Source organism: Anaerococcus lactolyticus S7-1-13, from assembly GCF_000758765.1.
GTDB classification, from domain to species: Bacteria; Bacillota; Clostridia; order Tissierellales; family Peptoniphilaceae; genus Anaerococcus; species Anaerococcus lactolyticus.
On record NZ_JRMW01000002.1, the window covers coordinates 1 to 22,511 of the forward strand.

Consider the following 22,511-nt stretch of genomic DNA (forward strand, 5'->3'; position numbering starts at 1 on the left):
ATGAATAGGCCCAGCATTTTTACATTCAAGTTTTCAAATGCTACTGGGTTTATATCAAATAGGGATGTTTTTAGGATGTCTAGGCCTGCTATTAGGATCATTACTACAATGGCTGGTCTTAAAAATTTTAGGACATCTGCCATTATGTCTATATCCTTGTATTTTTTATAAAAATATGATAGGGCGCCTACTATAATGGCTGATGGTAGGATGCAGCCTATTGTTGCGGCTAGGCTTCCAGGGAAACCTGCCACTCTTTGGCCTACGAAGGTGGCTGAGTTTAGGGCGATTGGTCCTGGGGTCATTTGACTGATTGTGATTAGGTCGTTGAATTCTCCTACAGCTAGCCAGCTATTTTCGACTACTACTTCCTGTTGGATTAGGGCGAGGGCTGCGTAGCCTCCACCAAAGGAGAAGAGTCCAATTTTAAAAAAGCTTATGAATAATTTAATTAACATGGCTCCTCCTTTTTGCTAGAGAGTTTATTAGTCCCAATAGGATGAGACTGCCAATTATATAGACTATACTTACCTTGAGAAAATATCCTAATATGAAGGCTGTGACCATTATTGCCGGAACTATTTTGGATTTTTCTTTTAAGAGGTCACGCCCCATATCAAAACTGACTTTGAATATTAGGGCGACTATGGCTGCTTGCATGCCTTTTAGAAAGCTTGCTATATAATAATTTGCTATGAAGGCTTCATAAAACATTGATATGACTGAAATTATTATGAGGGGTGGGATGGCTGTGCCTAGAATAGCTACTGCCATGCCAGGAAGGCCTGATATTTCATAGCCTACTACTATCGAGGCATTTATTGCCACTGCCCCAGGTGCCGACTGGGCTATGGCTGTCATGTCTAGCATTTGATCTTTGTCTATCCATTTTAATTTATCTACAAAGGTATCTTTCATCAAAGTTAGTATGACATAGCCCCCACCGAAGGTGAAGGCTGATAGGTATAGGGTTGATTTAAAAATTTTCCATAATTTATTTTCCATTATGCATACCATAAATCTAAATTAAATTTACCTAATTCAGATTCTATTCAGATAAAACTTTTTTCATTTGAATTTAATCATCTTTTTCGTTCATTCTTTTGTAATACTGAGTATCTTTTATATAATCATCAAGCAAAAAATTATCCTCATTATTTTTATTTTTATCTAGTTTACCAATTTGTCCAGAACCATAAACATTTAATGAAATACCATTTTTCCAACTTTCAGAATTTTTTAAAAACCAATCTTCTAATATTACATTCATAATGTCTTTAATGTTTTTATATTTTTTTTCATTATAAAGGTTATGATTTTCATAAGGATCTTCTTTTAAATCAAATAATTTGTTTTCCCCATATGGATAACATTTTATTAACTTGTAATCATTATATCTAATCATTCTGTTAGGACCATATTCATCAAAAACAACAATAGGTTCATTATTCTTAAATCCATTAATAATAGGAATAATTGATTTTCCTGGTAATTTATCAATTTTTTCATCATCCAGGTTTGCTAACTCTAAAATAGTTTGCCTTATGTCATAAGCTGAAGCTGGTTGATCAACTACCTTGTTTTTTATCATTCCACCATGTGATATGATAAACGGAACTTTTACACTTTCTTCATATAAGTTTAAAGGAAATGTGGCATTACCTTTACCCCAAAATCCATTGTGTCCACAACTAAAACCATTATCACTGCTGAATATCACAACTGTATCATCTAATAGTTCATTTTCTTTTAATTTATCAATTATTCTGCCTATGTTAAAGTCCATCGCTGTAATGGCAGAATAGTATCCTATGAGATTAGATCTTACATCCTTTAAAACTTCTTTAGTTAAATATACACTATCTTTATTATAATTATCATAAGTAAGTTCAGGAACGCTATTAAATTCGCAATCCTTATATAAATCAGTAAATTCCTTAGGATGATTATTTAACCATGGTGCATGCGGAGCTGTGTAACCGATATGCAGATAAAATCTATTGTTTTTATTATCTTCAATAAAATCAATAGCATCATCTGTAATTACATCGGTAATATACTTTTCTTCATGGTATAATTTACCATCTCTATACATTGGCGCCCCATAATAAGGACCACCACCAGATTGGTGCGCAAACCAATGTTTAAATCCAAACTGAGGAATCTTACTATTGCCTAAGTGCCATTTTCCTGAAAGGCCACAATTGTATCCATTATTAGAAAGTATATTAACGTAACTAGATAAATCGCTCATATATTCAACAGCTTTTCTTTCATCGGTACCATCTTCAATCCAGTCATGAACTCCATGTGCTGATGGTATTTTACCCGTTAAAATACTAGCCCTCGCTGGCGAACAAACTGGGGATACGCAATAAAAATCCTTAAACAAAACTCCATTTCTAGCTAAAGAGTCTATATTGGGGCTTATTACCTCTTTATTTCCATAACATCCTAAAGACCAATAACCTTGATCATCTGACAATATTAAAATTATATTTTTACCCAATTTATTTGTCATGCTACCACCACTTTATTAAGTCTGTAACCTTATTTCTATACTCTACGAAATGTTTGTCAGATATATTTCTAGGATGTGGTATATTAACATCAACAATTTCCCTAACACTAGTTGGCTTATTTGTTAATATCATTATTCTATCCCCTAAGTAAACAGCTTCTTCTATATTATGGGTTATAAATATAACTGTTGTTCCTGTTTCTTTTTGTATTCTTAACAATTCATCTTCTAGTGCCATTCTCAATTCAATATCAAGTTGACCATATGGTTCATCCATCAATAAAATTTCTGGCTCGGTTACAAATGCTCTCGCTATACTTACTCTCTGAATCATACTTGCTGATAATTGGCGAGGATAGTATTTCTTATATTCATCTAGCCCAACCATTTTTAAGTATTTATCTACTCTCACTCTAGATTCATTCTTACTTACACCTTTAATATCCAAACCAAACCTTACATTTTCCTCAACCGTTAACCATGGCATAGTTGAATTTTCTTGAAAAATATATGCTATACTATTTTTTCTTAGATCTACTGGCTTTCCTTTCAAAAGAATCTCACCCCTAGTAGCAGGATAAAGATTAACTAGAGTATTTAAAAATGTAGTTTTCCCACAACCTGTAGGTCCTACAATACACAAGAACTCTCCTTCAAAAACTTTGAAAGACACATCATTTAAAACAAGTAAATCTCCAAAACTTTTTGTTAAATTTTCTACTGTTATTAGTACATTATCACTCATATAATCACCTATAGTACTTTGTCCATATTTTGGGTAATTTCCTCTCTCAATTTAAGAAATTCCTCATCTACATAATCTCTTGGATGTGGTAAAGTTATTTTATATTCCTTTTTTATCTTAGCTGGTGAATTTGAAAGTAATATTATTCTATCTGCTAAAAATATCGCTTCCTCTATATTATTAGTTACAAAAACTACTGTTCTTTTTTCTTTTTGCCATATTTTTTGTAACTCATCACTCATTAGATATCTTGTCTGTGCATCAAGAGCACTAAAAGGTTCATCCATAAATAATATTTCTGGATTATTAGCATATGCTCTAGCTATACCAACTCTTTGTTTCATACCACCCGAAAGTTGAGAAGGATATCTGTTTTCAAATCCACTTAACCCAACTAAATCAATATATTTCTGTGATGTAATTGGAATTTCTTCTGCCTTTACACCTCTTACTTTAGGACCAAATTCAACATTACCTTTAACTGTCAACCATGGAAATAAGGCTATAGACTGATATACAAAACCTAATGCAGGGTTAGGCCCAGTAACTTCACCATCTTTGAATCTTATATCTCCTTGACTTTTTTCTTCCAAACCTGCCAAACATTTTAATAATGTTGTTTTACCATTTTGTCCCGGTCCAAATATTACTAAAAATTCATTTTTATATACATCAAAAGAAATATCATCAAGAACGTGATTCTTTGTTTTCCCATCTTTACTTACATAGGTTTTAGATAAATTTTTTATTGATAGTACTGTCTCACCTAGTTTTTGTTGTTCCATACAAGAAGTCTCCTCTCGATAAACGATGTTAGCTGAACAAGCAAGAATCCTACAAGCCCAATAGCTAACATTCCTACCATTATTTGAATTGTGTCACCTTTATTCATACCTCTAACTATAATCCATCCAACACCATTATCTGATCTCACCATTTCAGCGCCAACAACAGATGACCATGCAGATGTTACACCAATCTGTATACCAGCAAAAATGTCTGGTACTGATGCCGGTAAAACTACTTTAAAGAAAACTTGAGTTTTTGATGCTCCTAGCATTAATGCTGCACCAATTAGTTCCTTATCAACATTCTTGGTTCCCTCATATGTATTAAGTGTAACAAATGAAAAACTTCCAAGGAATATTATAAAAAACTTACTCATATCTGATAATCCAAACCATATGATAGACATAGGTATCCACGCTAAAGGAGGAATTGGTCTAATGAATTCAAATATTGGGTAAAAAATCGATTCAATAGTTTTCGAAAACCCCATTCCTACTCCTAGCAAAATACCTACAAACAAAGATAAAGAAAATCCCACTAGAACCCTATATAGACTGCTTATAATATGGATTGGCATGGTTTCTCGACCTATAGGATTAACAAACGATTTGATAAAACTTGTTGCTACATCAATAGCAGAGGGTAAAAACAAATCATTTGCGACAAGCATGCTAGATACTTGCCAAATTCCTAAAAATACTATTATCGCTATAACGCTATAAATAGGTTTATTTTTTCTATTATTTAACATACTATATATCTCCCTTAACATATTTGTTTTGTAATGTTTCTAAACCTTTTGATAATAATAAACCTATCAAACCTATAGTAATCATACCTACAAATATTATATCAGTTCTACCAACCATTCTTCCCATTTGTATCATATAACCTAAACCACTTGTTGCTGCAACTAATTCTGCAGCAACAAGGGCAACCCAAGATGATCCAAGTGCTAGTCTTAATCCCGTGAAAATCATTGGCATAGCAGTTGGAATAGCAACCTTAAATAGTAATTGGTTACGACTAGCACCAAAAGTTTGAGCTACCCATATGTGAACATCTTTAGTTCGCATTATCCCTGCATAAGAATTGAGTGTTGCAGCTATTACTGATGCAAAAAATACAATTCCCACCTTTGATGAATAACCTATTCCAAGCCATAAAATCATCAAAGGTATCCAAGCCAAAGCTGGTATTGGTCTTAGTAAATCAAAAAGTGGCTTTACAAACTTGTTAAGCTTCTCATTCCAGGCCATACCTATTCCCATTGGTACGCCAATTATTGATCCAGCACAAAAACCTCCTAATGCAATTTTTAAACTAGACATTATATGTGCTGCTAATGAAGAACCATCAGGAACTGTTCCGCCTTGAATTTTGTATGAAAATGTATTTATAACGGTACTTGGACTAGGTAACATCTTAGGAGAAACTAATTCAAGTAAATCAGTAGATATATACCAAGCTCCCAATATTATTATTAACGTTAATGACGAAAGTAACCTCTTACTTGTTACAGCATTATTTTTACTACTCACACTATTCCTCCATACTAACTTATCCTGTCAAATAATTTACTTGAAAAATTTATCTATTATATTATTATCAAATTTTTCAGAATCTTCTTTTACTAACTGTCCCTGTTCTATATAAAAATTACCAAGTTCCTTAGCAAAGTTTCCGAATTTTCCATCTTTAACTCTTTCTTTCATTTGATCATAACTAAAATAATTCGCCCTCTTAAGATCTGCTAAATTATCTTCCTTACTTGTTTCAGAACCTTCACTCTTAAGCCATTCATACATTATATCAGCTGCTTTATCTTTATCAGATTCAATAATTTCGTTAGCTTCAAAAAACGCTTTTAGATATTTTTCAACCAACTCAGGATTATTTTCTACAATTTTTCTATTTGCACATATCATATCAACATATCTAGTTCCTAAATTAGCCAAGTTTCCAACTTCCACCATTCCATCTTCTTTAGCTTTTAAGAATGTAGGAACATTGAGAGCAGTTAAGTCAACCTCGCCCGCAACCAAAGATTGATATGCTTGAGCTGAATCCATATTCACAATATTAACGTCATTAGAAGTTAAACCTAATTCACCTAGCCATTTTAAAGTAGTAAAATGTTGTGCTGTACCAACAGGCAAAGATATTGTTTTTCCTTTTACTGTGTCAGCATTACCTTTAATATCCTTAATTGATGAATTAGCCGGAGTTGATTTAGCTATTTCACTATCAGGCTTTGCAAAAATGCCCAAGCCATCTAACGATTCTAGAACCTCACCAATAACTAACATATCGTAGTTTGCAACCCCAGTAACAGCTGCAGCTCCCATTTCGCCAACATCCCATTCATCTGCTGCTAACGCTTCATTCATTGTCGCACCAGAAGAAAACATTGTGGTTTCCATTTTAAATCCATATTTTTCATCTAATTTATTTTGCTGGATTATAACATTTGGCAAACTGTTCAAATAAGGATTAATAGCAACCCTTAAAACTTGATCCGCTTCATTCTTTTCGGCTTTTTTTTCATTCTTAGTGCTACTAGAACATGAAGTTGCTAACAGTGCAACAGCAAGCATCATAGCAAATTTTGACAACATTCCATTTTTTTTCATTTCTTACCTCCTATTTCTACTCATATTGATTCTTTGTTGTAGAAACGATTTCTTGATATAATGGTAATTACCATGTTTTTATTATAGCATCTTGTTTTTATAAAGTCAAACTTTTTGTATTTTATCAGAACAAGAGTATAGTAGTCACTGAAATATATATTTTTTTTAAAATTATATCTATTTTTATCAGGAGGAAAACGTGAATAAATTAGAAGTCAGAGAAATATGTTTTAATATAATTTCAAGAACAGGTAAGGCTATGGACAGTATTGATAAATCATTATCTTTAGCTAAAGATAATTGTTTTGATAAGTCTAAAGAGAAACTTGAAGAAGCAAATAAAATAATTATTGAAGCACACAACTTTCAAACAGAATTGCTTAATTCTGAGGCTAGAGAGGAAAAAATCGAATTTGGACCTTTGCTAATTCACGCACAGGACCATCTAATGTTTAGCGAACTTTATTTAAAATTAGCAAAAGAATTAGTCTTATTATATCAGAATAATAACTAAATAATTATTATCAATAAAAGACATAGCTTAATCAGAAAATCTATGCAACTAATCAAAAATAAGGTTGTAACGATTTGGGATTGGTCTAAACTTTCCAAAAAATTTCACATTCTAAGCCAACCCCACAAAGTCAGACCTAATACCAGAGTTAGAACCAAGCTAGCTCTGGTATTTATTTATTCTTTCCTACTCATAGAGTCAGGAAATTTTTATGCTACATTTTTCTTTCTATATTCTGCTGGTGATAAGTAACCTAATTTTTCTTTTATCCTTTCCTAACTATAATATTTTATAAAATCTTCTATTGTTTGTTTTAAGTATTCGTATGGTGGCTATTTTGATATTTCATAGCTTAGTATTTCAATCTTGTACATATCTAAGTATGGGTTAAGATAAATTACTTTATTTGATATGTTCCTTTTTTTACAAATACTTAAAAACTGTTATCATTTGAATGTATGGTTTTTCTACTTTGAAATTTCTTTTTATTTTGTTGTCTGATATTTTTCCTATCTGTCCTTTGTAGGATGAGTATTTTCTGGATTTTCTTGAATAACTTTTTACTTGAAATTTTAACTTTTGAACTAATCGTTGTACTTTCTTTTTGTTTATTATCAGTCCTGATCTTTTTAACATTGCTGTTATTCTTCTGTAGCCATAGTTTGGATTGTCTTTTCTTATCTTAAGTATTTTCTTTTCTATTTCTATATCTTTATTTGGTCTATTTAATCGTTTTTCAAATACAAGTGTGTTGATTTTGGAATATTGAAGGATTATAACAAGTCTTGTAACTTGTTCTTATAATTTTCAATTCTAATACTCCACATTGAAATATTTTATATAAGTTCATCATTATTTTAATTAATTCATTCCAAAAAAATATAGCATTGTTCTATTACTTTTCAACAACATATCTTACCTTTGGAGCATTATTAAAAATTCTAATTATAAAATTTATACTATATTTTTATATAAATAAGAAATCCTTAGTTTTTTGAATCAATTTTCATATTGTAGTCACTTTTCTTAACTTCTTTCTTGATATTATTTATAGGCAATCAAAGAAAACCTTATCCCAAAAAAATCTTTTATTTTTGTTGAGGATTTCATTAGTAAATCCATCTATTGACATAAGTAAATTTATGTTTTATAATTATGGTAATTACCAGATAAGACTGTAAATTTTTACCAAAATATTTTCTTCCTGAATATAAAAAAGGAATTTATTCTTTTTCTTATTTGAAATTTTAAATACTTTTTTATTAGAGGAAAATGTTTTAGTGGTTTTGAGTCGAATTAAGAAAGGAGGTTTTATGCCAGCTGAAATTGCAAGAACATCCTTGGTCTTATTAGTCTTTATTGCTATCTTTGGAGTAATAAGTCAAATACTTTCTCACATAAGTCTTAAGAAAAAGAAAAAGTATTTTGAAAAACTTCACAAGGATCTTAAACCTGGTAAGGAAGTCATGTTAACTGGCGGAATTTATGGTAAGATTGTTAGCCTTAATGAAGAAACAGCAATTATCAATGTAGCCAAGGATGTTAACATGAAAGTAAGTCGTTACTCAATAAGTGAGATTATAAGTTAAGGAGGAAAGATGCCAAACATATTACTTACAAGAATTGACAACAGGTTACTCCACGGCCAGGTTGCTACCCAGTGGACTAAGCATATCGGTGCTAACCTTATTCTTGTTGCTAACGATGATGTTGCTGAGAAAAAGATGAGGCAAAACCTTATGGATATGGCAGCTCCTACAGGTGTTGCTACCAGGTATTGGTCTTTACAAAAGACAATTGATACCATCCACAAGGCAGCAGACAGACAAAAAATCTTTATCATTTGCGAAAGCCCAGAAGACGTTCTTACCTTAGTTGAAGGTGGTGTGCCTATTAAAGATGTAAATATTGGAAATATGCACATGGCTGATGGTAAAAGACAAGTTGCAGGCGTTGTTGCAGTTGATGATAAGGACGTGGAGGCTTTTAAAAAGCTTAGAGACTTAGGTGTTAATCTAGAAATTAGAAAGGTTCCAACAGAAAGCGCCGAAGATATAAACAAATTATTCTCATAAATCCTAGGAGGAAAAAATGAATATTAATATTTTACAAGTAATTCTAATATTTATAGTTACTTTCGTAGCAGCTATAGATCAATTTTCATTCCTAGAATCTCTTTACCAACCGATCGTAACCGGTCCTATAGTAGGTTGGATTCTAGGTGATGCTCATACCGGTCTGATAGTTGGCGCAAGCTACCAACTAATGACCATTGGTAACATGCCAGTAGGTGGAGCTCAACCACCAAATGCTGTAGTAGGTGGAATTGTTGCAGTTATTTTTGCTATAACTTCTGGTCTTGAACCAAACGCAGCAGTAGCAGCAGCTATACCTTTTGCCCTACTCGGCCAATACGGTGTTACCCTAATCTTTACCCTAATGGCTCCAGTAATGTCTAAGGCTGACCAATATGCCAAGGAAGCTAATCCAAAGGGAATTGAAAAGATTAATTACCTATCAATGATTGCCCTAGGTACAATCTTTGGTTTAATCGTAGTATTTTTCTTCATTGCTGGTTCAACATTCGGTACAGAACTTACAAGCAAAATTCCAGAAACATTCATGCACGGACTTAGCGTTGCAGGTGGTATGATGAAATATGTTGGTTTTGCAGTTCTATTAAGATTAATGATTTCTCGTGACCTATGGGGTTTCTTCTTTGTAGGTTTCGCTCTTGCTGTTATCGTTATGGCAAATGCATCACTTTCAGGTGCAGCCCTATTATTAATCGCTGCTATCGGTTTTGCGATTGCATTCTGGGATTACCAAATCAATACCAAGATGAAAAGTACAGTTGTAGTAGAGACAGGAGAAGAAGATGGAATATAATGATATGCAATATAAAGATCTAAATCCAAGTCCTCACTTAGATCAGAAAACTTTAAATAAAATGGTTTGGAGGTCTTTATTCCTTCAAGCATCATTCAACTACGAAAGAATGCAGGCTGCAGGTTGGCTTTATTCAATCCTTCCAGGTCTTGAAAAAATCCACACAGACAAGGAAGACTTGGCTAAGTCAATGGAACACAACCTTGAATTCTTCAACACTCACCCATTCTTAATCAACTTTGTAATGGGTATTATCCTTTCACTAGAACAAAACAAGGTTGATATACCAACAATCAGAGCGGTAAGAGTTGCCGCAATGGGACCTCTTGGTGGTATCGGTGATGCCCTCTTCTGGTTCACACTTGTACCAATTGTAGCAGGTATATCTTCAAACATGGCCCTCCAAGGTAACTTTGCAGGTCCAATCTTATTCTTAGTAGTATTTAACATCTTCCAATTTGCAATCCGTTACTGGCTAATGAATTGGTCTTATAAGATGGGTGAATCTGCTATAGATATGTTGACTGCCAATGCTCGTGAATTTACAAGAGCTGCATCAATCCTCGGCGTTATTGTCGTTGGTGCCCTAGTATCTGTATATGGTTCAACAGAAATTGCTCTAAAGGTGGACAACGGTACTACCCAAGCTCCAGTTCCTATCCAAACCATAGTTGATAATGCAGAGCTTCCTGACTATGCTAGCTACCTCTATGTTGATGGCAACAAGGATAAGATGGCTGATGGCGCAGCAGTAAAAGATCTTGGCAATGGTAAGAGCCAAATTTCCTTTACAACTTACGAAGAACAACCTGTTCAAATCGATATCCAAAAAGTATTAGACGGAATCATTCCAGACCTAGTACCTCTTGCTATAACTCTCCTACTTTACTGGTTACTTGCTAAGAAGAAATGGACACCAATTTACTGTATCATGCTTCTATTAGCAATGGGTGTAGTAGGATCTTATATAGGATTATTCTAATGGCAAATGCGGTAATAGCTGTAAGTCATGCAAGCCTTGCTAGTGGCGTATATTCTGCCATTAAGATGATAGCTGGCGAGTTTGACAATGTCAGAGTAGAAGAATTTAAAGACAACGATAGTCTAGAAGCTTTTGATCAAAAACTTCTAGTTGACTACGAAGAACTAACAAAAAACTATAAAAACATCTTCATCCTAGCAGACCTTGCAGGTGGCACACCATTTAATAGGTCAGTGATGACCCTAGGAGATAGGGAAAATGTCAGAGTAATTGGAGGTTTAAATTTTGCAAGCCTCTATACAGCAATCAACTCAGATAGTGATGATATAGATGCAGGTGTTGAAGATATAATTCAAACTGCCAAAGAATCACTAATCGTCTTTGAAACAAAAAAAGAAGAAGTTGATGACTTTGAAGAAGATGGTATATAAGAAAAGGCCCCAATTGGGGCCTTTTCTATACTTAAATTCTTACATTTTCACTACTTCTGGATATTCTTTGCCAAAAGTTTCTACACTTGCTTTTTTGATTCTCACATCTTCTTTTGGTCTATCTTGTCTATCAGTTTTTGTTTCCGCTATCTTATCTACCACGTCAATTCCTTCGATAACCTTGCCAAAACCTGCATACTCTCCATCTAAGTGTGGGCTATCCTTGTGCATGATAAAAAACTGGCTGCCGGCTGAATCTGGCATAAAACTTCTCGCCATGGACAAGACTCCTCTTTCGTGTTTTAAGTCATTCTTAAAACCATTTTGGTTAAATTCACCCTTAATAGCATAGCCTGGTCCACCCATGCCTGTGCCTTCTGGGTCGCCACCTTGGATCATGAAATTTTTAATTACTCTGTGAAAGATTAGCCCATCATAAAAGCCCTTTTTAATTAGGGAAATAAAGTTATTTACGGTATTTGGAGCAAGGTCTGGATAAAGCTCAGCCTTGATTACATCTCCATTTTCCATCATGAAGGTCACTATTGGATTTTTGTCTGTCATACTTCCTCCTTAATTTTTAAAAGAATGAACAGGAGCAGGAATGTATCCTCCCCTACTTATCATAATACTTGAATCTGACTCGCCCACATCTATAATTGGAGCGTAGCCAAGTAGACCACCAAATTCTACTTGATCCCCCACGTCCTTGCCTGGAACAGGGATAAGTCTCACTGCTGTCGTCTTATTATTTATTACTCCAAGGGCAGCCTCATCTGCAATCATCGCTGAAATGCTAGCCGCAGTGGTCTTGCCTGGAATAGCAATCATATCAAGGCCAACTGAACAAACACAAGTCATTGCTTCTAGCTTATCAAAACTAATCCAACCCTTGCCGGCTGCTTCAATCATAGCCTCATCCTCACTAACAGGGATAAAAGCACCTGAAAGACCTCCGACCCTGGAGCTAGCCATGATTCCACCTTTTTTAACTGCGTCATTTAACATGGCAAGGGCAGCAATTGTGCCATGGCCCCCTACCTTATCAATGCCGATTTCTTGTAAAATCCTACCAACAGAATCGCCAATAGCAGGTGTTGGAGCAAGGGAAAGGTCAACTATACCAAAATTTTTATCAAGTTTTTTGCAAACTTCTTGGCAAATTAATTCACCCATCCTTGTGATTTTAAAGGCTGTTTTCTTGATTATTTCATAAATTTCATTTATTTTTAAATTTTCTTTACCAGAAATGGCTGCTTTAACTACTCCTGGGCCTGAAATACCAACGCTTATCACTGTGTCAGCCTCACCAACTCCGTGGAAGGCGCCTGCCATAAATGGATTATCCTCAACAGCATTGGCAAAAACAACCAATTTTGCACAGCCGAAAGCATTTTCAGTATTAGCTGCCAATTCTTTTATAGTCTTTCCACAAAGGTCGGCTGCATCCATATTGATTCCAGCCTTAGTAGAGCCAATATTAATTGAAGCACAAACTAAATCTGTTTCAGCCAAAGCTCTTGGAATTGATTTTATCAAAATTTCATCAGCAGGTGTCATTCCCTTTTCAACTAGGGCAGAAAATCCACCAATAAAGTCAATACCAATATCCTTTGCAGCCTTATCTAGAGTTTTCGCAAATGGTGTGTAGTCATCAAGGTCTGTTGCCGCAGCGATTAAGGAAATCGGGGTCACAGCTATCCTGTTATTTACAATTGGCACTCCGTAAATTTGAGAAATTTCCTTAGACACTTTTAGAAAATCCTTACTCTCCCTAATAAGCTTATCGTAAATTTTATCGCAAGCCTTTATGTAGTCAGGGTCGATACAGTCAAGTAGACTAACACCCATGGTTAGAGTCCTGATATCAAGATTTTCTTCATCAAGCATTTTTATTGTTTCTAAAATATTTGCCTTATCCATCTTAAATCCTATGCATCACATCAAAAACTTCTTCGTTTTGAATTCTAATTTCAAGTTTAGTTTGCTTAGAAAGATCATCAAAACTTGCTGTAATTTTGCCAAAATCAGCATTAGCCTTTGTTAAATCAATATTAATCATAGCCACAAACTTATCTTCCATAATAGTTTGGCTCATATCCAATATATTTATATTATAGTTATATAAAATCTCTGTCACTTGGTAAATTATTCCCGGTCTATCTTTTCCAATAATAGTAAGTATTGCTTTCATAAAATCCTCCATATTCATTGTACCCCGGTTTTATTATATTATTAGAATAAAGGAAAGATTTTTAGCCTCTTGAATACTTTCACCATTTTCATATAAATAAAAACTTAATTTCCCCACCAAAAAAAGCCCAGTTAAACTGAGCTTTAGTATTCTAGTACCAACCGTTTCTTTGCCAGAATGCTTGAGCATTTTCCCATGAGCCATATCTTTGAGCTACATAGTTATCTGCTGCTGCTTCTTGTTCAGCTGGACTTGCGCCGTAACGAACTAGGGATGGGTTTAATTGGTATCTACCATAATAGCCACCTCTTGGGTTGTAGGCAGTGTATGAACCACCTGATTCTCTTTGAGCTATCCATTCCTTAGCCCAATTTGTTGAGCCTTTGTAAGATTGGTTTGTATTCTTTGCTGGCGCTTGTTTTTTAGCGGCTTGGGCCTTTTTAGCTTGAGCCTTTTGTTCTTGTACTTTTTGAGCCTTAACCTTCTCGTTTTTTTCTCTGAAAGTTTTTAATAGGTTGTTGTAAACATATCCAACTTTTCCGTCAATTTCTACCTTTACAAAACCATTATCAGCTATTTCCAATGCCTTTGCAGCTGTTCCCTTATCCAAAACTTCTATGATTTCTGAATCAAGGCTAGCTTCTTTTCTAAAGTTTGTAGCAGAAACAACTTCTGTTTCTTCAAGTAGGTGGAAGAGATCAGCTGATACGTAGGCATCCTTGCCCTCAAAATCAATTAGTAACCAACCATCTTTCTTATCCTTAATCTCATATTGAGAGTCTTCATCGTCGATAAGACCGATAATATTATCTCCAAGCTTAGCTTCGCTTCTCACGTTTACTCCGTTTGCTAGGTCCTTATTGATAACAGCGCTTGCTGCTTCTGCCTTGTGTGAACCGAAGGCAAATACCGACGGTATTACTAGGGCTGCTGCTAGGGCGTACTTTGTTATAAATTTCATTTTTACTCCTTTTATCTATGTGAATTAATTATTTTCATATTTTTCGCTACAATTTGTTACAATAGTTACAAATTGATAACAATTACTTATTACGAGTTATAGTATAACTTTTAATTGTGTGTAAATTATGTAGATTAAGTAAATAATTACAAAATGTTTACAGCCCATGCTAAAACTTTGATTTTAAGGCTTTTCTGTCTTGCGCTCACCTCTCGTCACGCTGAATTTCTATGAAATATATTTGTCAAAGATGAGTTATTCCTAGTTTGTTAATTTTAAAACCTAACTTTTTATTGTAATAATTCACTAACTTTTTGTAACTTTTGATAATTATTATTAACTCCCAAAAAGAATATCTCCTAGCAAAGTCAAATGAATTTTCCTTTATATACAGATATATTTGCCCATATTTTTTATATGTAGTAAAATTTATTTAGATATATATAGAAAGAGAGAAACTATGAAAACTGTATACATTTTGTGCGGAGGGCCATCAAGTGAGCATGACATAGCTCTTAGAAGCGCTCTTAACATAGTTAAAAACCTAAATAAGGATAAGTACGAAAAAAAGATCGTATATATAGATAAGGAAGGAAAATTTTCGCCAACTTTCAAAGACTTTGATCCAACTGATGAATTTTCCCTCGTAAAAAAAATTGACAAGTCTGCCCAAGCATCCATTGCCGACTTCCTTTTGGAAGTGTCAAAGGAAGACTTAGAAAATACCATAATTCTCCCTGTAGTCCATGGGACCTACGGCGAAGATGGCACAATCCAAGGCTTTTTGGATGCAGTAGGACTTAAATACATAGGTAACGGACTACTTTCATCTGCAATTTGCATGGATAAGGTGACTTCAAATGGCATTTTTGAAAAATCTAAATTAAGGCAAGCCAAGTACAAGTATTGCTATAAGGAAGATTTTGATGATGACTTTATGGATTCTTGTATTGCCTATGTCGGTCTTCCCCTTATTGTTAAACCATCTGCTAACGGTTCTTCAGTGGGTGTTTCTCGAGTTGAAAACAAGGAAGATTTCAAAAAAGCAGGGCTTGAAGCTCTCAAATATGACAGAAAACTTTTGGTTGAAGAATTAATTATTGGCCAAGAAATAGAACTTGCTGTCCTTGGAGATTCAGATAAGATAGATGTCTCTGACCCTGCAGCTTATATTACTGACCACGTATTTTTAGACTGGGATGCCAAGTATTTTTCAAAATCAACTAGGGAAGAACTTCCTTACAAGATGGACGAAAATGACAAACAAAAAGCCAAGGACTTTGCCAGAGCCTGCTACAAGGCTGCTGGTTGCGAAGGATTTGCCAGAGTTGATATTTTCTATGGAAATGATAAGCAATTTTATATAAATGAAATTAACACCTTCCCAGGCTTTACCCCTTCATCATTTTTTGCAAGGATGGCTATGAACCTCTATAATGTAGATTTTTCGTCTATCCTTGATAAGTTAATAGATGATGGCTTTAGGAGATCTAAAAATGATTGAGAAAACTCTAAGTGAAATCGCTCATATGGTTAATGGTGAAATTTCAGACGAGAAATTTTCCGCTATAAAAATCAAAGGAGTTTCAACTGATTCAAGAACTATAGACCCAGGCGAACTTTATATTCCCCTAGTTGGCGAAGTCTTTGACGGTAGGATTTTTATCAAAGAATGTGAAGATAAGGGTGCTGAAGCCTTTATAATCGATGATCCTACAAAGATTAACAAAACTGTTTCCATCCCTTATGTAAGGGTGGCTGATACAAAAAAAGCCCTCCAAGACCTTGCTACTGCCTACAGAAAAGAACTTAGCTGCAAGGTAATCGGCATTACCGGCTCTAATGGAAAGACTACTACAAAGGACCTATTATATAAGATCCTATCAGAAAAATATAAGACTCAGAAAACTTGTGGCAACCTAAATAATGAAATCGGAGTTCCAAAAACTGTCCTAAGCCTGAACCCTGACACAGAAGTTGCAATTATAGAGCTTGGTACAGATAATTTTGGAGATATTTCCCTAACATCAAGGATGGTAAAACCTCATATAGCTATGATTACCAATATCGGTGATGCCCACCTTCACAACCTCAAAACCAGGTCTGGCATCCTAAAAGCCAAACTTGAAATCCTTGAAGGCATGAAAGACGACGGGATTTTTATCTACAACATCGATGACCCAACCATGAAAGAAGAGATTCCAACTTACGATATCAAACAAAAGGTTCTCTCCTTTGGTAGGAGTGATGAGGCTGATTTTAAGATATTTTTTGAAAAGTCGCCAACATCTGTAATTCGTTTTTCCCACGAAAACGACCACTTCGAAGTCCCACTTATGGGTGAACACAACATCTACAATGCGGCGGCTGTTGTGATGATAAGCAAAATGTTAGGTCTTAATAAAGAAATGATTGATGCTGGTTTTATGGAGGTTAAGTCTAGTCAAAACAGGACAGAGCTCTTGGAATGTGATGGTTTTGATATTTTGGATGACTCTTATAAGTCAAATCCTCAATCCCTCCTTGCAGGCCTTGAAACAACCTATATGCTCGAAGGCTACAAAAGAAAGATAGTATGTCTTGCTGATATGCTTGAGCTAGGCGAAAACGAAGTAGACCTCCACAGAGAAGTTGGCAAAAAGCTTGATAGCAAAAAAATCGACTATGCCCTTTTCTATGGTCCCCTTGCCAAACAAATGTATGAGGCAAGCCTCGAAAATTTCCCAGCCGACAGAGCCTTTTACTTTAACCACAAGGATGAATTAATAGAAAAATTAAAGTCCCTAGTCATCGGTGCAAGCCTCATCTTTGTCAAAGGTAGTCACGGCATGCACATGGAAGAAATAATTGAATCGATAAAAAACTTTAATATATGAAAGAGGAATCTATGATTTATACTGTAACCCTAAACCCTTCTATAGATTTATATGTAGAAGTTGATAAATTGAACCCTGGTTTTAATAGCAATATCAAAACCGAAAGAACCCTACCTGGTGGTAAGGCAATAAATGTTTCAAGAATATTATCCCAACTTAAAATCCCAACAACAGCCACAGGTTTTCTCGGTTCTTACCAAGGACTTTTCATAAAAGATTGGCTAGAAAAAGAGGAAATCCTCGCTGACTTTGTTGATATAAAACAATCTAACAGGATTAATATAAAAATTTTCGAAGATAAAAAAGAAACTGTAATAAATTTCCAAGGTCCAACCATTTCCTCAGAAGAAGTTGAAGAACTCCTCTACTACCTATCAAGGGTTAGGGAAGGCGACACAATCATTTTCGGCGGATCTGTCCCACCTATGGAAAATGGTGAAGACTCAGACATCTACGACAGGATGGTCGAAATCGCCAAGGCCAATGGCGCATATTTCATAGCTGACGTACCAAGCCAGTACCTAATGAACATGGTAGAAAGAGGACCCCTACTAGTTAAACCAAATGGTGAAGATATTGAAGCCATCTACAAGGTGAAAATAAAAGATAAGATGGAATACCTTCCTTACGGCAAAGACCTAATTAAAAAAGGCGCTAAGTACGTTATAATCTCCTACGGCAAAGACGGATCTATGTTCTTTACCAGAGATGGTATTTATGCAGCAAATCCAGTTAATGATGATAAGGAAATAGTAAATACCGTTGCTTGTAGAGATGCGATGATAGCAGGCTTTGTCGGCACCCTAGTGAGGGATAACGACCCAATCGAATCCTACATGGTAGCAGTAGCCGCAGCAAGCGCCACAGCCAAGGTCCTAGACCTACCAACCAGGGAAGAAATTTTAGAAATCCTCCCACTTGTCGATATTGAAATAATAGAATAAAAATAATCGTCCAAGGCACATTGAAAGCCTGGACGATTTTTTGATTTAAAAATCTCAGAATGTCGACAAAGTATATAAACATACGTCATTCCGCCAGAGAATCCACCATATAGTTTACCCCGAGCGGAGCCGAGGGGACGAGGAATCCCATAAATTACGGGATTCTTCCTCACTTCGTTCGTCTGAATGACATCAGAAATGACTTTGTCTATAGCCTACGATTTTTAATTTAAAAATCTCTTTTTTTATAAAATTTAATGGAAAGTGTGATAGAAATAGTAAGAAAAAGGACAATTAGGATACAAAGTCCAATTATAAGCATCCTTTGCTTTTCTAATACAAAGTTAATAATTGGCCCAAAATCTTTTATAAAATACCCTAGAGCCATTCCTATTACAGCAATTATAAATATTGGTAAAAAACAAAAGATTCTTGCTTTAGCATAGCCGTATTTAAAATAAATCGGATATTGAACAGAAATAACTATTGCATACAAAACAAAGTTACTACCAATAAACATCAACATATCAATCCCCATTGGCATATTTTTTATTTGATAAACTATAGCATAGATTGAGAAACCAACCAGACTAGCCACCATAAATATCAAGCAAGCTAATATATACCTACCTATAACTACCTTTGTACTATTTATGGAAAAAATTTTATATATGGCATCAATGCCAGAATTTTCCCCTAACAAAAATGGATTAGATGAATACATTACAGCAAAAAACAGTATCATTGGAACCAATCCTATAGGAGATTTATTAATAAAAGAATTATAAAGAAATATACCTAATATTATGATTAAATTTTTTAAAGTATAATAGGGTTTCATTGAAATTATATCTAGTTTAATTTGTTTTCTAATATCCATTAGATCCTCCCATAATAAATCATTATTTGGTCGATTGTTGGCACTTCTGCCACTAGGTCAGCATCTTCCTTATAGTCTTCCCTTAAAACCAGGGCTTCAAAATTGACCTTAGTCTTCTTTTGCCCATAAATTTTATAGCTTTTTATCTTGTCAAAATCATCAAGTCCACCCTTTATGAGTAAAAATTTGTCATAAAACTCATCCTTACTGCCATCAAAGACGATTTTACCCTGGTCTATGAAAACTATGTAATCAGCAATCCTATCGAGGTCTTGAGTTATGTGAGTAGAAAACAAAACTGTATGAGCAGGATCTTCCATAAAGTCTAAAATCATATCCACAAGTTCATCCCTCATGGCAGGGTCAAGGCCGCTTGTTGGCTCATCTAGGATTAGGATTTTTGCGTCATGGGAAAGAGCAACTGCAAGCATTAATTTAATCTTCATTCCCCTTGATAATTCACAAACTTTTTTCTCTCTTTCAAGTTCAAATTTATCAAGATATTGATAATAGGTCATAGAATCCCACCTATCATAGCCTACAGCCATGGCCTTGCTAACTAGGTCCAATGTCCAGTCCTTGCCCAAAAAGGAATCATCCATGACAAGGCCCACATCTTGGAGATAAGCTAAATCTTCTATTTTTCTATCATCTATGAAAATTTCCCCATCGTAGTTTATAAGAGACAAAAGGGCTTTGATGGTGGTTGTCTTTCCCATACCGTTTTTGCCGATAAAGCCAGTTACAAAACCTTTTTTGATAGCAAAATTATTTGGTCCGAGTTTAAATTTGTCATAATCTTTGACAAGATTTTTTACTAGAATTTTATCAGTCATTAAAATCTCCTTCATACAAATATTCTAAAAGTTCAAATAAAGAGTTCTTCTCCATTCCTATATCTTTTGAAATCTTAAGAGCCTCAAGCAAAGCCTCTTCGAGTTTTTTCTGCTTTTCTTCAAGCCTTAGATTTGGGTCTTCTTTTCCGACAAAGGTCCCAAGGCCCTGGCGAGATTCTATAAACCCCTCACTCTCAAGCTCATCGTAGGCTTTTTTGACAGTCAAAATCGAAATAGAAAGCTCTCGGGCAAGATTTCTCACAGAAGGCAGTTTCTCCCCTGCTTTGAGATTTCCCTTCAAAACCTCATCTCTAATGGCGTTTTTAATTTGTTCATAAATAGGGACTGCCGACCCATTTTTAATAATAATCTTCAATTTCTTCCCCTCTCCTCTATAACAGTATATAACAGTTTATAACACTTGTCAAGAATTTTATAAAATTCCAAAAAATAACTATAAATAGAACCTCAAAAAACATTTTGACAGGAAATCTCCACAAAAAGGGGCTGTTGCATAAGTCCCAACATAGAAAAAAGACGAGGAAACTAAACATCCTCGTCTTTTTCTGATACAATGTATTTATGAAACAAAATAGTAATACATCATCACTAACCAATTTTACACTAGTTAATGATACAATTCAATTAAAATTAAACTTTAACACAGAAATATACGTCCAAGATGATATAAAACTAAGGCTTGTAAAAAATATAATTGAAAGGATAGAACTAACAGAACTAAATAAAGTCTACTCATCATTTGGAAGAAAACCTACTGTAAATCCAGTAACCATGCTTCAAATAATAGTATTCTGCTATTCAGAAGGAATATTCTCATCAAGGGAAATAGAAAAATCATGCAAATATGATCTAAGAATAAAATATCTCCTAGATGGACAAACTCCACCAGATCACTCCACAATAAATAGATTTAGACAGAAAATAGTAAAACTAGCTCCTAATCTATTAAATCAAATGGTCCAAATACTAATAGAAGAAAAACAAATAGACCTATCAAGCATCTACATAGATGGAACAAAAATAGAAGCCTATGCCAATAGATACAGCTTTGTATGGCGAGGAAGCATAGAAAAATGGCAAGAAAAATTAAGAGTAAAAATAATAAAACACTTTGATTTAAATAAAGACTTAAGTCCATCTCAAGTACTAGAAGTAGTAAAAATAGCCTTTAATCAAGTAAGTAAAGAATGTACAGAAAAGAAAATAAACTTCGTATATGGGCAGGGCAAAAGAAAACATCAACTTCAACGAAACTATGAACAGCTAAAAGATTGGAAAACCAAGCTAGAAACTTATCAAGAGCATTTAGAAATAATGGGAGATTACAGAAACTCCTACTCAAAAACAGACCATGATGCAACATTCATGAGAATGAAAGAAGACCACATGAGAAATGGTCAGTTAAAACCAGCCTACAATATTCAACTAGCAAGTGCCTCAGGCTTCATCATAGGAGAAAATGTATCTCATCACCCAAATGATATGTATACCCTAAAACCATTCTTAAAAAAACTAATAGAAAAATATCCAAATAGTTTAGATAGGATAGTAGCAGACGCAGGGTATGAAAGTGAAGAAAACTATGTATACTTAGAAGAAAACAATCTAAAATCCTACATAAAACCATCAAACTACGAACAATCCAAAACAAGAAAATATAAAAAAGAGCAAGAATTTAGGGAAAGCTTAGTCTATGATGACATTCAAGACAAATACATATCACCAGAAGGAAAAATCTTTGTTAGATGTAAAGACAAGTACGATAAAAAGAAAAGTGGTTATGTAAGTATAAGTAAAGTCTACAGATGCTTTGACCGGAACAAAGGTGGCCAAAAAACCAAAGGAATCTACATAGCAGAAACATTCCAAAAATACAGAAAAGAATCCTTAGAAAATATAAAATCTGACCAAGGAATAGAAGAAAGATTAAATAGATCAATCCAAGCTGAAGGAGCTTTTTCTAAAATAAAGTCAGGCTTAAACTACAATAGATTTCATCACAGAGGAAAAGCAAATATAATAAGTGAAATATGCCTTCTATCAATGGCACTAAACTTAAATAAATTAGCTTCAAAAATTAAAAATAGGAACTTAGAAATCATAAAATACAAAGCTGCCTAAGAAAAAAATGTTAAAATGAGGAGCTCTATTACTTGAGCCTATTTTTAGGAAAATTGTGGAAAAATTTATCTTTACCTTTAAAATTTCTATATAATTAAATAGCTTGATACAAATATCCAAGAAAAAAGTGATGAGCAGAATAGTTTTAACTATTCTGCAACATCACCTTTTTTA

Annotated in this window: 26 protein-coding genes; 10 read left to right on the plus strand and 16 right to left on the minus strand. The window is 34.3% G+C overall.

Going from position 1 to position 22,511, the window contains the following annotated elements:
- The 8 genes from HMPREF1630_RS00005 to HMPREF1630_RS00040 all read right to left on the minus strand — a co-directional run.
- Window positions 1-458, minus strand: a 458-nt coding sequence (locus tag HMPREF1630_RS00005; RefSeq protein WP_037325863.1) for a chromate transporter, incomplete at its 3' end; no start/stop codon positions are given.
- A complete protein-coding gene (locus HMPREF1630_RS00010) occupies window positions 448-1,005 on the minus strand; it encodes a chromate transporter (protein WP_037325864.1) in 558 nt (185 codons plus the stop codon). The genes HMPREF1630_RS00005 and HMPREF1630_RS00010, both read right to left, overlap by 11 nt.
- Before the next feature lie 73 nt (window positions 1,006-1,078).
- Window positions 1,079-2,521 carry a sulfatase-like hydrolase/transferase gene (locus tag HMPREF1630_RS00015; RefSeq protein ID WP_052039330.1) on the minus strand — a complete coding sequence of 481 codons (1,443 nt, stop codon included), beginning with the start codon at window positions 2,519-2,521 and terminating at the stop codon, window positions 1,079-1,081.
- Between the two features lies 1 nt (window position 2,522).
- On the minus strand, window positions 2,523-3,266 hold the full coding sequence (locus HMPREF1630_RS00020; protein WP_037325866.1) for an ABC transporter ATP-binding protein: 744 nt from the start codon (window positions 3,264-3,266) through the stop codon (window positions 2,523-2,525).
- An 8-nt stretch (window positions 3,267-3,274) separates the two neighbouring features.
- On the minus strand, window positions 3,275-4,051 hold the full coding sequence (locus tag HMPREF1630_RS00025) for an ABC transporter ATP-binding protein (protein ID WP_037325868.1): 777 nt from the start codon (window positions 4,049-4,051) through the stop codon (window positions 3,275-3,277).
- Window positions 4,033-4,806 carry an ABC transporter permease gene (locus HMPREF1630_RS00030; RefSeq protein WP_037325869.1) on the minus strand — a complete coding sequence of 258 codons (774 nt, stop codon included), beginning with the start codon at window positions 4,804-4,806 and terminating at the stop codon, window positions 4,033-4,035. The genes HMPREF1630_RS00025 and HMPREF1630_RS00030 overlap by 19 nt, the downstream gene beginning before the upstream one ends.
- A gap of 1 nt (window position 4,807) precedes the next feature.
- On the minus strand, window positions 4,808-5,596 hold the full coding sequence (locus tag HMPREF1630_RS00035; protein WP_037325871.1) for an ABC transporter permease: 789 nt from the start codon (window positions 5,594-5,596) through the stop codon (window positions 4,808-4,810).
- A 36-nt stretch (window positions 5,597-5,632) separates the two neighbouring features.
- The gene (locus HMPREF1630_RS00040) at window positions 5,633-6,688 is read right to left on the minus strand and encodes an ABC transporter substrate-binding protein (protein WP_037325872.1); all 1,056 of its coding nucleotides are present in this window, start codon (window positions 6,686-6,688) and stop codon (window positions 5,633-5,635) included.
- A 199-nt stretch (window positions 6,689-6,887) separates the two neighbouring features.
- Between HMPREF1630_RS00040 and HMPREF1630_RS00045 the strand changes: the two genes are divergently transcribed.
- The gene (locus HMPREF1630_RS00045; protein ID WP_037325874.1) at window positions 6,888-7,202 is read left to right on the plus strand and encodes a PTS lactose/cellobiose transporter subunit IIA; all 315 of its coding nucleotides are present in this window, start codon (window positions 6,888-6,890) and stop codon (window positions 7,200-7,202) included.
- Window positions 7,203-7,625: 423 nt separating this feature from the next.
- Here HMPREF1630_RS00045 and HMPREF1630_RS09580 read toward each other — a convergent pair whose 3' ends face one another.
- Window positions 7,626-7,979 carry an IS3 family transposase gene (locus tag HMPREF1630_RS09580; protein ID WP_081931837.1) on the minus strand — a complete coding sequence of 118 codons (354 nt, stop codon included), beginning with the start codon at window positions 7,977-7,979 and terminating at the stop codon, window positions 7,626-7,628.
- A 536-nt stretch (window positions 7,980-8,515) separates the two neighbouring features.
- Here HMPREF1630_RS09580 and yajC point away from each other — a divergent pair.
- The 5 genes from yajC to HMPREF1630_RS00075 are packed head-to-tail and all read left to right on the plus strand — an operon-like array spanning window position 8,516 to window position 11,504.
- A complete protein-coding gene (yajC, locus tag HMPREF1630_RS00055) occupies window positions 8,516-8,791 on the plus strand; it encodes a preprotein translocase subunit YajC (protein WP_037325875.1) in 276 nt (91 codons plus the stop codon).
- Window positions 8,792-8,800: 9 nt separating this feature from the next.
- The gene (gene agaV, locus HMPREF1630_RS00060; protein ID WP_037325876.1) at window positions 8,801-9,277 is read left to right on the plus strand and encodes a PTS N-acetylgalactosamine transporter subunit IIB; all 477 of its coding nucleotides are present in this window, start codon (window positions 8,801-8,803) and stop codon (window positions 9,275-9,277) included.
- A 16-nt stretch (window positions 9,278-9,293) separates the two neighbouring features.
- Window positions 9,294-10,091, plus strand: coding sequence for a PTS mannose/fructose/sorbose/N-acetylgalactosamine transporter subunit IIC (locus HMPREF1630_RS00065; RefSeq protein ID WP_004828249.1), 798 nt, complete (start codon window positions 9,294-9,296; stop codon window positions 10,089-10,091).
- Window positions 10,081-11,073 carry a PTS system mannose/fructose/sorbose family transporter subunit IID gene (locus HMPREF1630_RS00070; protein ID WP_004828247.1) on the plus strand — a complete coding sequence of 331 codons (993 nt, stop codon included), beginning with the start codon at window positions 10,081-10,083 and terminating at the stop codon, window positions 11,071-11,073. Before HMPREF1630_RS00065 ends, HMPREF1630_RS00070 begins: the two co-directional genes overlap by 11 nt.
- Entirely contained in the window at window positions 11,073-11,504 is a 432-nt protein-coding gene (locus HMPREF1630_RS00075; RefSeq protein ID WP_004828245.1) for a PTS sugar transporter subunit IIA, read from the plus strand. The genes HMPREF1630_RS00070 and HMPREF1630_RS00075 overlap by 1 nt, the downstream gene beginning before the upstream one ends.
- Before the next feature lie 39 nt (window positions 11,505-11,543).
- Here HMPREF1630_RS00075 and HMPREF1630_RS00080 read toward each other — a convergent pair whose 3' ends face one another.
- From HMPREF1630_RS00080 to HMPREF1630_RS00095, 4 genes are all read right to left on the minus strand, one after another.
- Entirely contained in the window at window positions 11,544-12,068 is a 525-nt protein-coding gene (locus HMPREF1630_RS00080; protein WP_037325877.1) for a peptidylprolyl isomerase, read from the minus strand.
- Window positions 12,069-12,077: 9 nt separating this feature from the next.
- Complete coding sequence (locus HMPREF1630_RS00085; RefSeq protein ID WP_037325879.1) at window positions 12,078-13,427, minus strand: PFL family protein; 1,350 nt, start codon at window positions 13,425-13,427, stop codon at window positions 12,078-12,080.
- A 1-nt stretch (window position 13,428) separates the two neighbouring features.
- Window positions 13,429-13,698 (minus strand): ACT domain-containing protein, encoded by a 270-nt coding sequence (locus HMPREF1630_RS00090; protein WP_037325881.1) that lies wholly within the window; start codon window positions 13,696-13,698, stop codon window positions 13,429-13,431.
- Window positions 13,699-13,849: 151 nt separating this feature from the next.
- Window positions 13,850-14,659 (minus strand): aggregation-promoting factor C-terminal-like domain-containing protein, encoded by an 810-nt coding sequence (locus HMPREF1630_RS00095; protein WP_037325883.1) that lies wholly within the window; start codon window positions 14,657-14,659, stop codon window positions 13,850-13,852.
- Between the two features lie 460 nt (window positions 14,660-15,119).
- Between HMPREF1630_RS00095 and HMPREF1630_RS00100 the strand changes: the two genes are divergently transcribed.
- From HMPREF1630_RS00100 to HMPREF1630_RS00110, 3 genes are read left to right on the plus strand one after another with little or no spacing between them, the layout of a single operon-like run.
- Window positions 15,120-16,163 carry a D-alanine--D-alanine ligase family protein gene (locus HMPREF1630_RS00100; RefSeq protein ID WP_037325884.1) on the plus strand — a complete coding sequence of 348 codons (1,044 nt, stop codon included), beginning with the start codon at window positions 15,120-15,122 and terminating at the stop codon, window positions 16,161-16,163.
- Window positions 16,156-17,535 carry a UDP-N-acetylmuramoyl-tripeptide--D-alanyl-D-alanine ligase gene (locus HMPREF1630_RS00105; protein ID WP_037325886.1) on the plus strand — a complete coding sequence of 460 codons (1,380 nt, stop codon included), beginning with the start codon at window positions 16,156-16,158 and terminating at the stop codon, window positions 17,533-17,535. Before HMPREF1630_RS00100 ends, HMPREF1630_RS00105 begins: the two co-directional genes overlap by 8 nt.
- 11 nt (window positions 17,536-17,546) lie before the next feature.
- Window positions 17,547-18,479 (plus strand): 1-phosphofructokinase family hexose kinase, encoded by a 933-nt coding sequence (locus HMPREF1630_RS00110; RefSeq protein ID WP_037325887.1) that lies wholly within the window; start codon window positions 17,547-17,549, stop codon window positions 18,477-18,479.
- Window positions 18,480-18,708: 229 nt separating this feature from the next.
- Here HMPREF1630_RS00110 and HMPREF1630_RS00115 read toward each other — a convergent pair whose 3' ends face one another.
- Genes HMPREF1630_RS00115 through HMPREF1630_RS00125 form a run of 3 tightly spaced genes read right to left on the minus strand, consistent with a single transcriptional unit; the run spans window position 18,709 to window position 20,571 of the window.
- A complete protein-coding gene (locus HMPREF1630_RS00115) occupies window positions 18,709-19,359 on the minus strand; it encodes an ABC-2 transporter permease (protein WP_004828227.1) in 651 nt (216 codons plus the stop codon).
- The gene (locus tag HMPREF1630_RS00120; RefSeq protein WP_037325889.1) at window positions 19,359-20,195 is read right to left on the minus strand and encodes an ABC transporter ATP-binding protein; all 837 of its coding nucleotides are present in this window, start codon (window positions 20,193-20,195) and stop codon (window positions 19,359-19,361) included. The genes HMPREF1630_RS00115 and HMPREF1630_RS00120 overlap by 1 nt, the downstream gene beginning before the upstream one ends.
- A complete protein-coding gene (locus tag HMPREF1630_RS00125; RefSeq protein ID WP_037325891.1) occupies window positions 20,188-20,571 on the minus strand; it encodes a GntR family transcriptional regulator in 384 nt (127 codons plus the stop codon). The genes HMPREF1630_RS00120 and HMPREF1630_RS00125 overlap by 8 nt, the downstream gene beginning before the upstream one ends.
- A gap of 206 nt (window positions 20,572-20,777) precedes the next feature.
- Between HMPREF1630_RS00125 and HMPREF1630_RS00130 the strand changes: the two genes are divergently transcribed.
- Entirely contained in the window at window positions 20,778-22,337 is a 1,560-nt protein-coding gene (locus HMPREF1630_RS00130; RefSeq protein WP_037325895.1) for an IS1182 family transposase, read from the plus strand.
- The last annotated feature ends 174 nt before the right edge of the window (window positions 22,338-22,511 follow it).

What these genes read in the sequence shown, in the direction of transcription:
- HMPREF1630_RS00010 (WP_037325864.1), bottom strand. Translation starts at nt 1,005, where the DNA reads ATGGAAAATAAATTATGGAAAATTTTTAAATCAACCCTATACCTATCA.
- HMPREF1630_RS00015 (WP_052039330.1), bottom strand. Translation starts at nt 2,521, where the DNA reads ATGACAAATAAATTGGGTAAAAATATAATTTTAATATTGTCAGATGAT.
- HMPREF1630_RS00020 (WP_037325866.1), bottom strand. Translation starts at nt 3,266, where the DNA reads ATGAGTGATAATGTACTAATAACAGTAGAAAATTTAACAAAAAGTTTT.
- HMPREF1630_RS00025 (WP_037325868.1), bottom strand. Translation starts at nt 4,051, where the DNA reads ATGGAACAACAAAAACTAGGTGAGACAGTACTATCAATAAAAAATTTA.
- HMPREF1630_RS00030 (WP_037325869.1), bottom strand. Translation starts at nt 4,806, where the DNA reads ATGTTAAATAATAGAAAAAATAAACCTATTTATAGCGTTATAGCGATA.
- HMPREF1630_RS00040 (WP_037325872.1), bottom strand. Translation starts at nt 6,688, where the DNA reads ATGAAAAAAAATGGAATGTTGTCAAAATTTGCTATGATGCTTGCTGTT.
- yajC (WP_037325875.1), top strand. Translation starts at nt 8,516, where the DNA reads ATGCCAGCTGAAATTGCAAGAACATCCTTGGTCTTATTAGTCTTTATT.
- agaV (WP_037325876.1), top strand. Translation starts at nt 8,801, where the DNA reads ATGCCAAACATATTACTTACAAGAATTGACAACAGGTTACTCCACGGC.
- HMPREF1630_RS00065 (WP_004828249.1), top strand. Translation starts at nt 9,294, where the DNA reads ATGAATATTAATATTTTACAAGTAATTCTAATATTTATAGTTACTTTC.
- HMPREF1630_RS00070 (WP_004828247.1), top strand. Translation starts at nt 10,081, where the DNA reads ATGGAATATAATGATATGCAATATAAAGATCTAAATCCAAGTCCTCAC.
- HMPREF1630_RS00075 (WP_004828245.1), top strand. Translation starts at nt 11,073, where the DNA reads ATGGCAAATGCGGTAATAGCTGTAAGTCATGCAAGCCTTGCTAGTGGC.
- HMPREF1630_RS00080 (WP_037325877.1), bottom strand. Translation starts at nt 12,068, where the DNA reads ATGACAGACAAAAATCCAATAGTGACCTTCATGATGGAAAATGGAGAT.
- HMPREF1630_RS00085 (WP_037325879.1), bottom strand. Translation starts at nt 13,427, where the DNA reads ATGGATAAGGCAAATATTTTAGAAACAATAAAAATGCTTGATGAAGAA.
- HMPREF1630_RS00090 (WP_037325881.1), bottom strand. Translation starts at nt 13,698, where the DNA reads ATGAAAGCAATACTTACTATTATTGGAAAAGATAGACCGGGAATAATT.
- HMPREF1630_RS00095 (WP_037325883.1), bottom strand. Translation starts at nt 14,659, where the DNA reads ATGAAATTTATAACAAAGTACGCCCTAGCAGCAGCCCTAGTAATACCG.
- HMPREF1630_RS00100 (WP_037325884.1), top strand. Translation starts at nt 15,120, where the DNA reads ATGAAAACTGTATACATTTTGTGCGGAGGGCCATCAAGTGAGCATGAC.
- HMPREF1630_RS00105 (WP_037325886.1), top strand. Translation starts at nt 16,156, where the DNA reads ATGATTGAGAAAACTCTAAGTGAAATCGCTCATATGGTTAATGGTGAA.
- HMPREF1630_RS00110 (WP_037325887.1), top strand. Translation starts at nt 17,547, where the DNA reads ATGATTTATACTGTAACCCTAAACCCTTCTATAGATTTATATGTAGAA.
- HMPREF1630_RS00115 (WP_004828227.1), bottom strand. Translation starts at nt 19,359, where the DNA reads ATGGATATTAGAAAACAAATTAAACTAGATATAATTTCAATGAAACCC.
- HMPREF1630_RS00120 (WP_037325889.1), bottom strand. Translation starts at nt 20,195, where the DNA reads ATGACTGATAAAATTCTAGTAAAAAATCTTGTCAAAGATTATGACAAA.
- HMPREF1630_RS00130 (WP_037325895.1), top strand. Translation starts at nt 20,778, where the DNA reads ATGAAACAAAATAGTAATACATCATCACTAACCAATTTTACACTAGTT.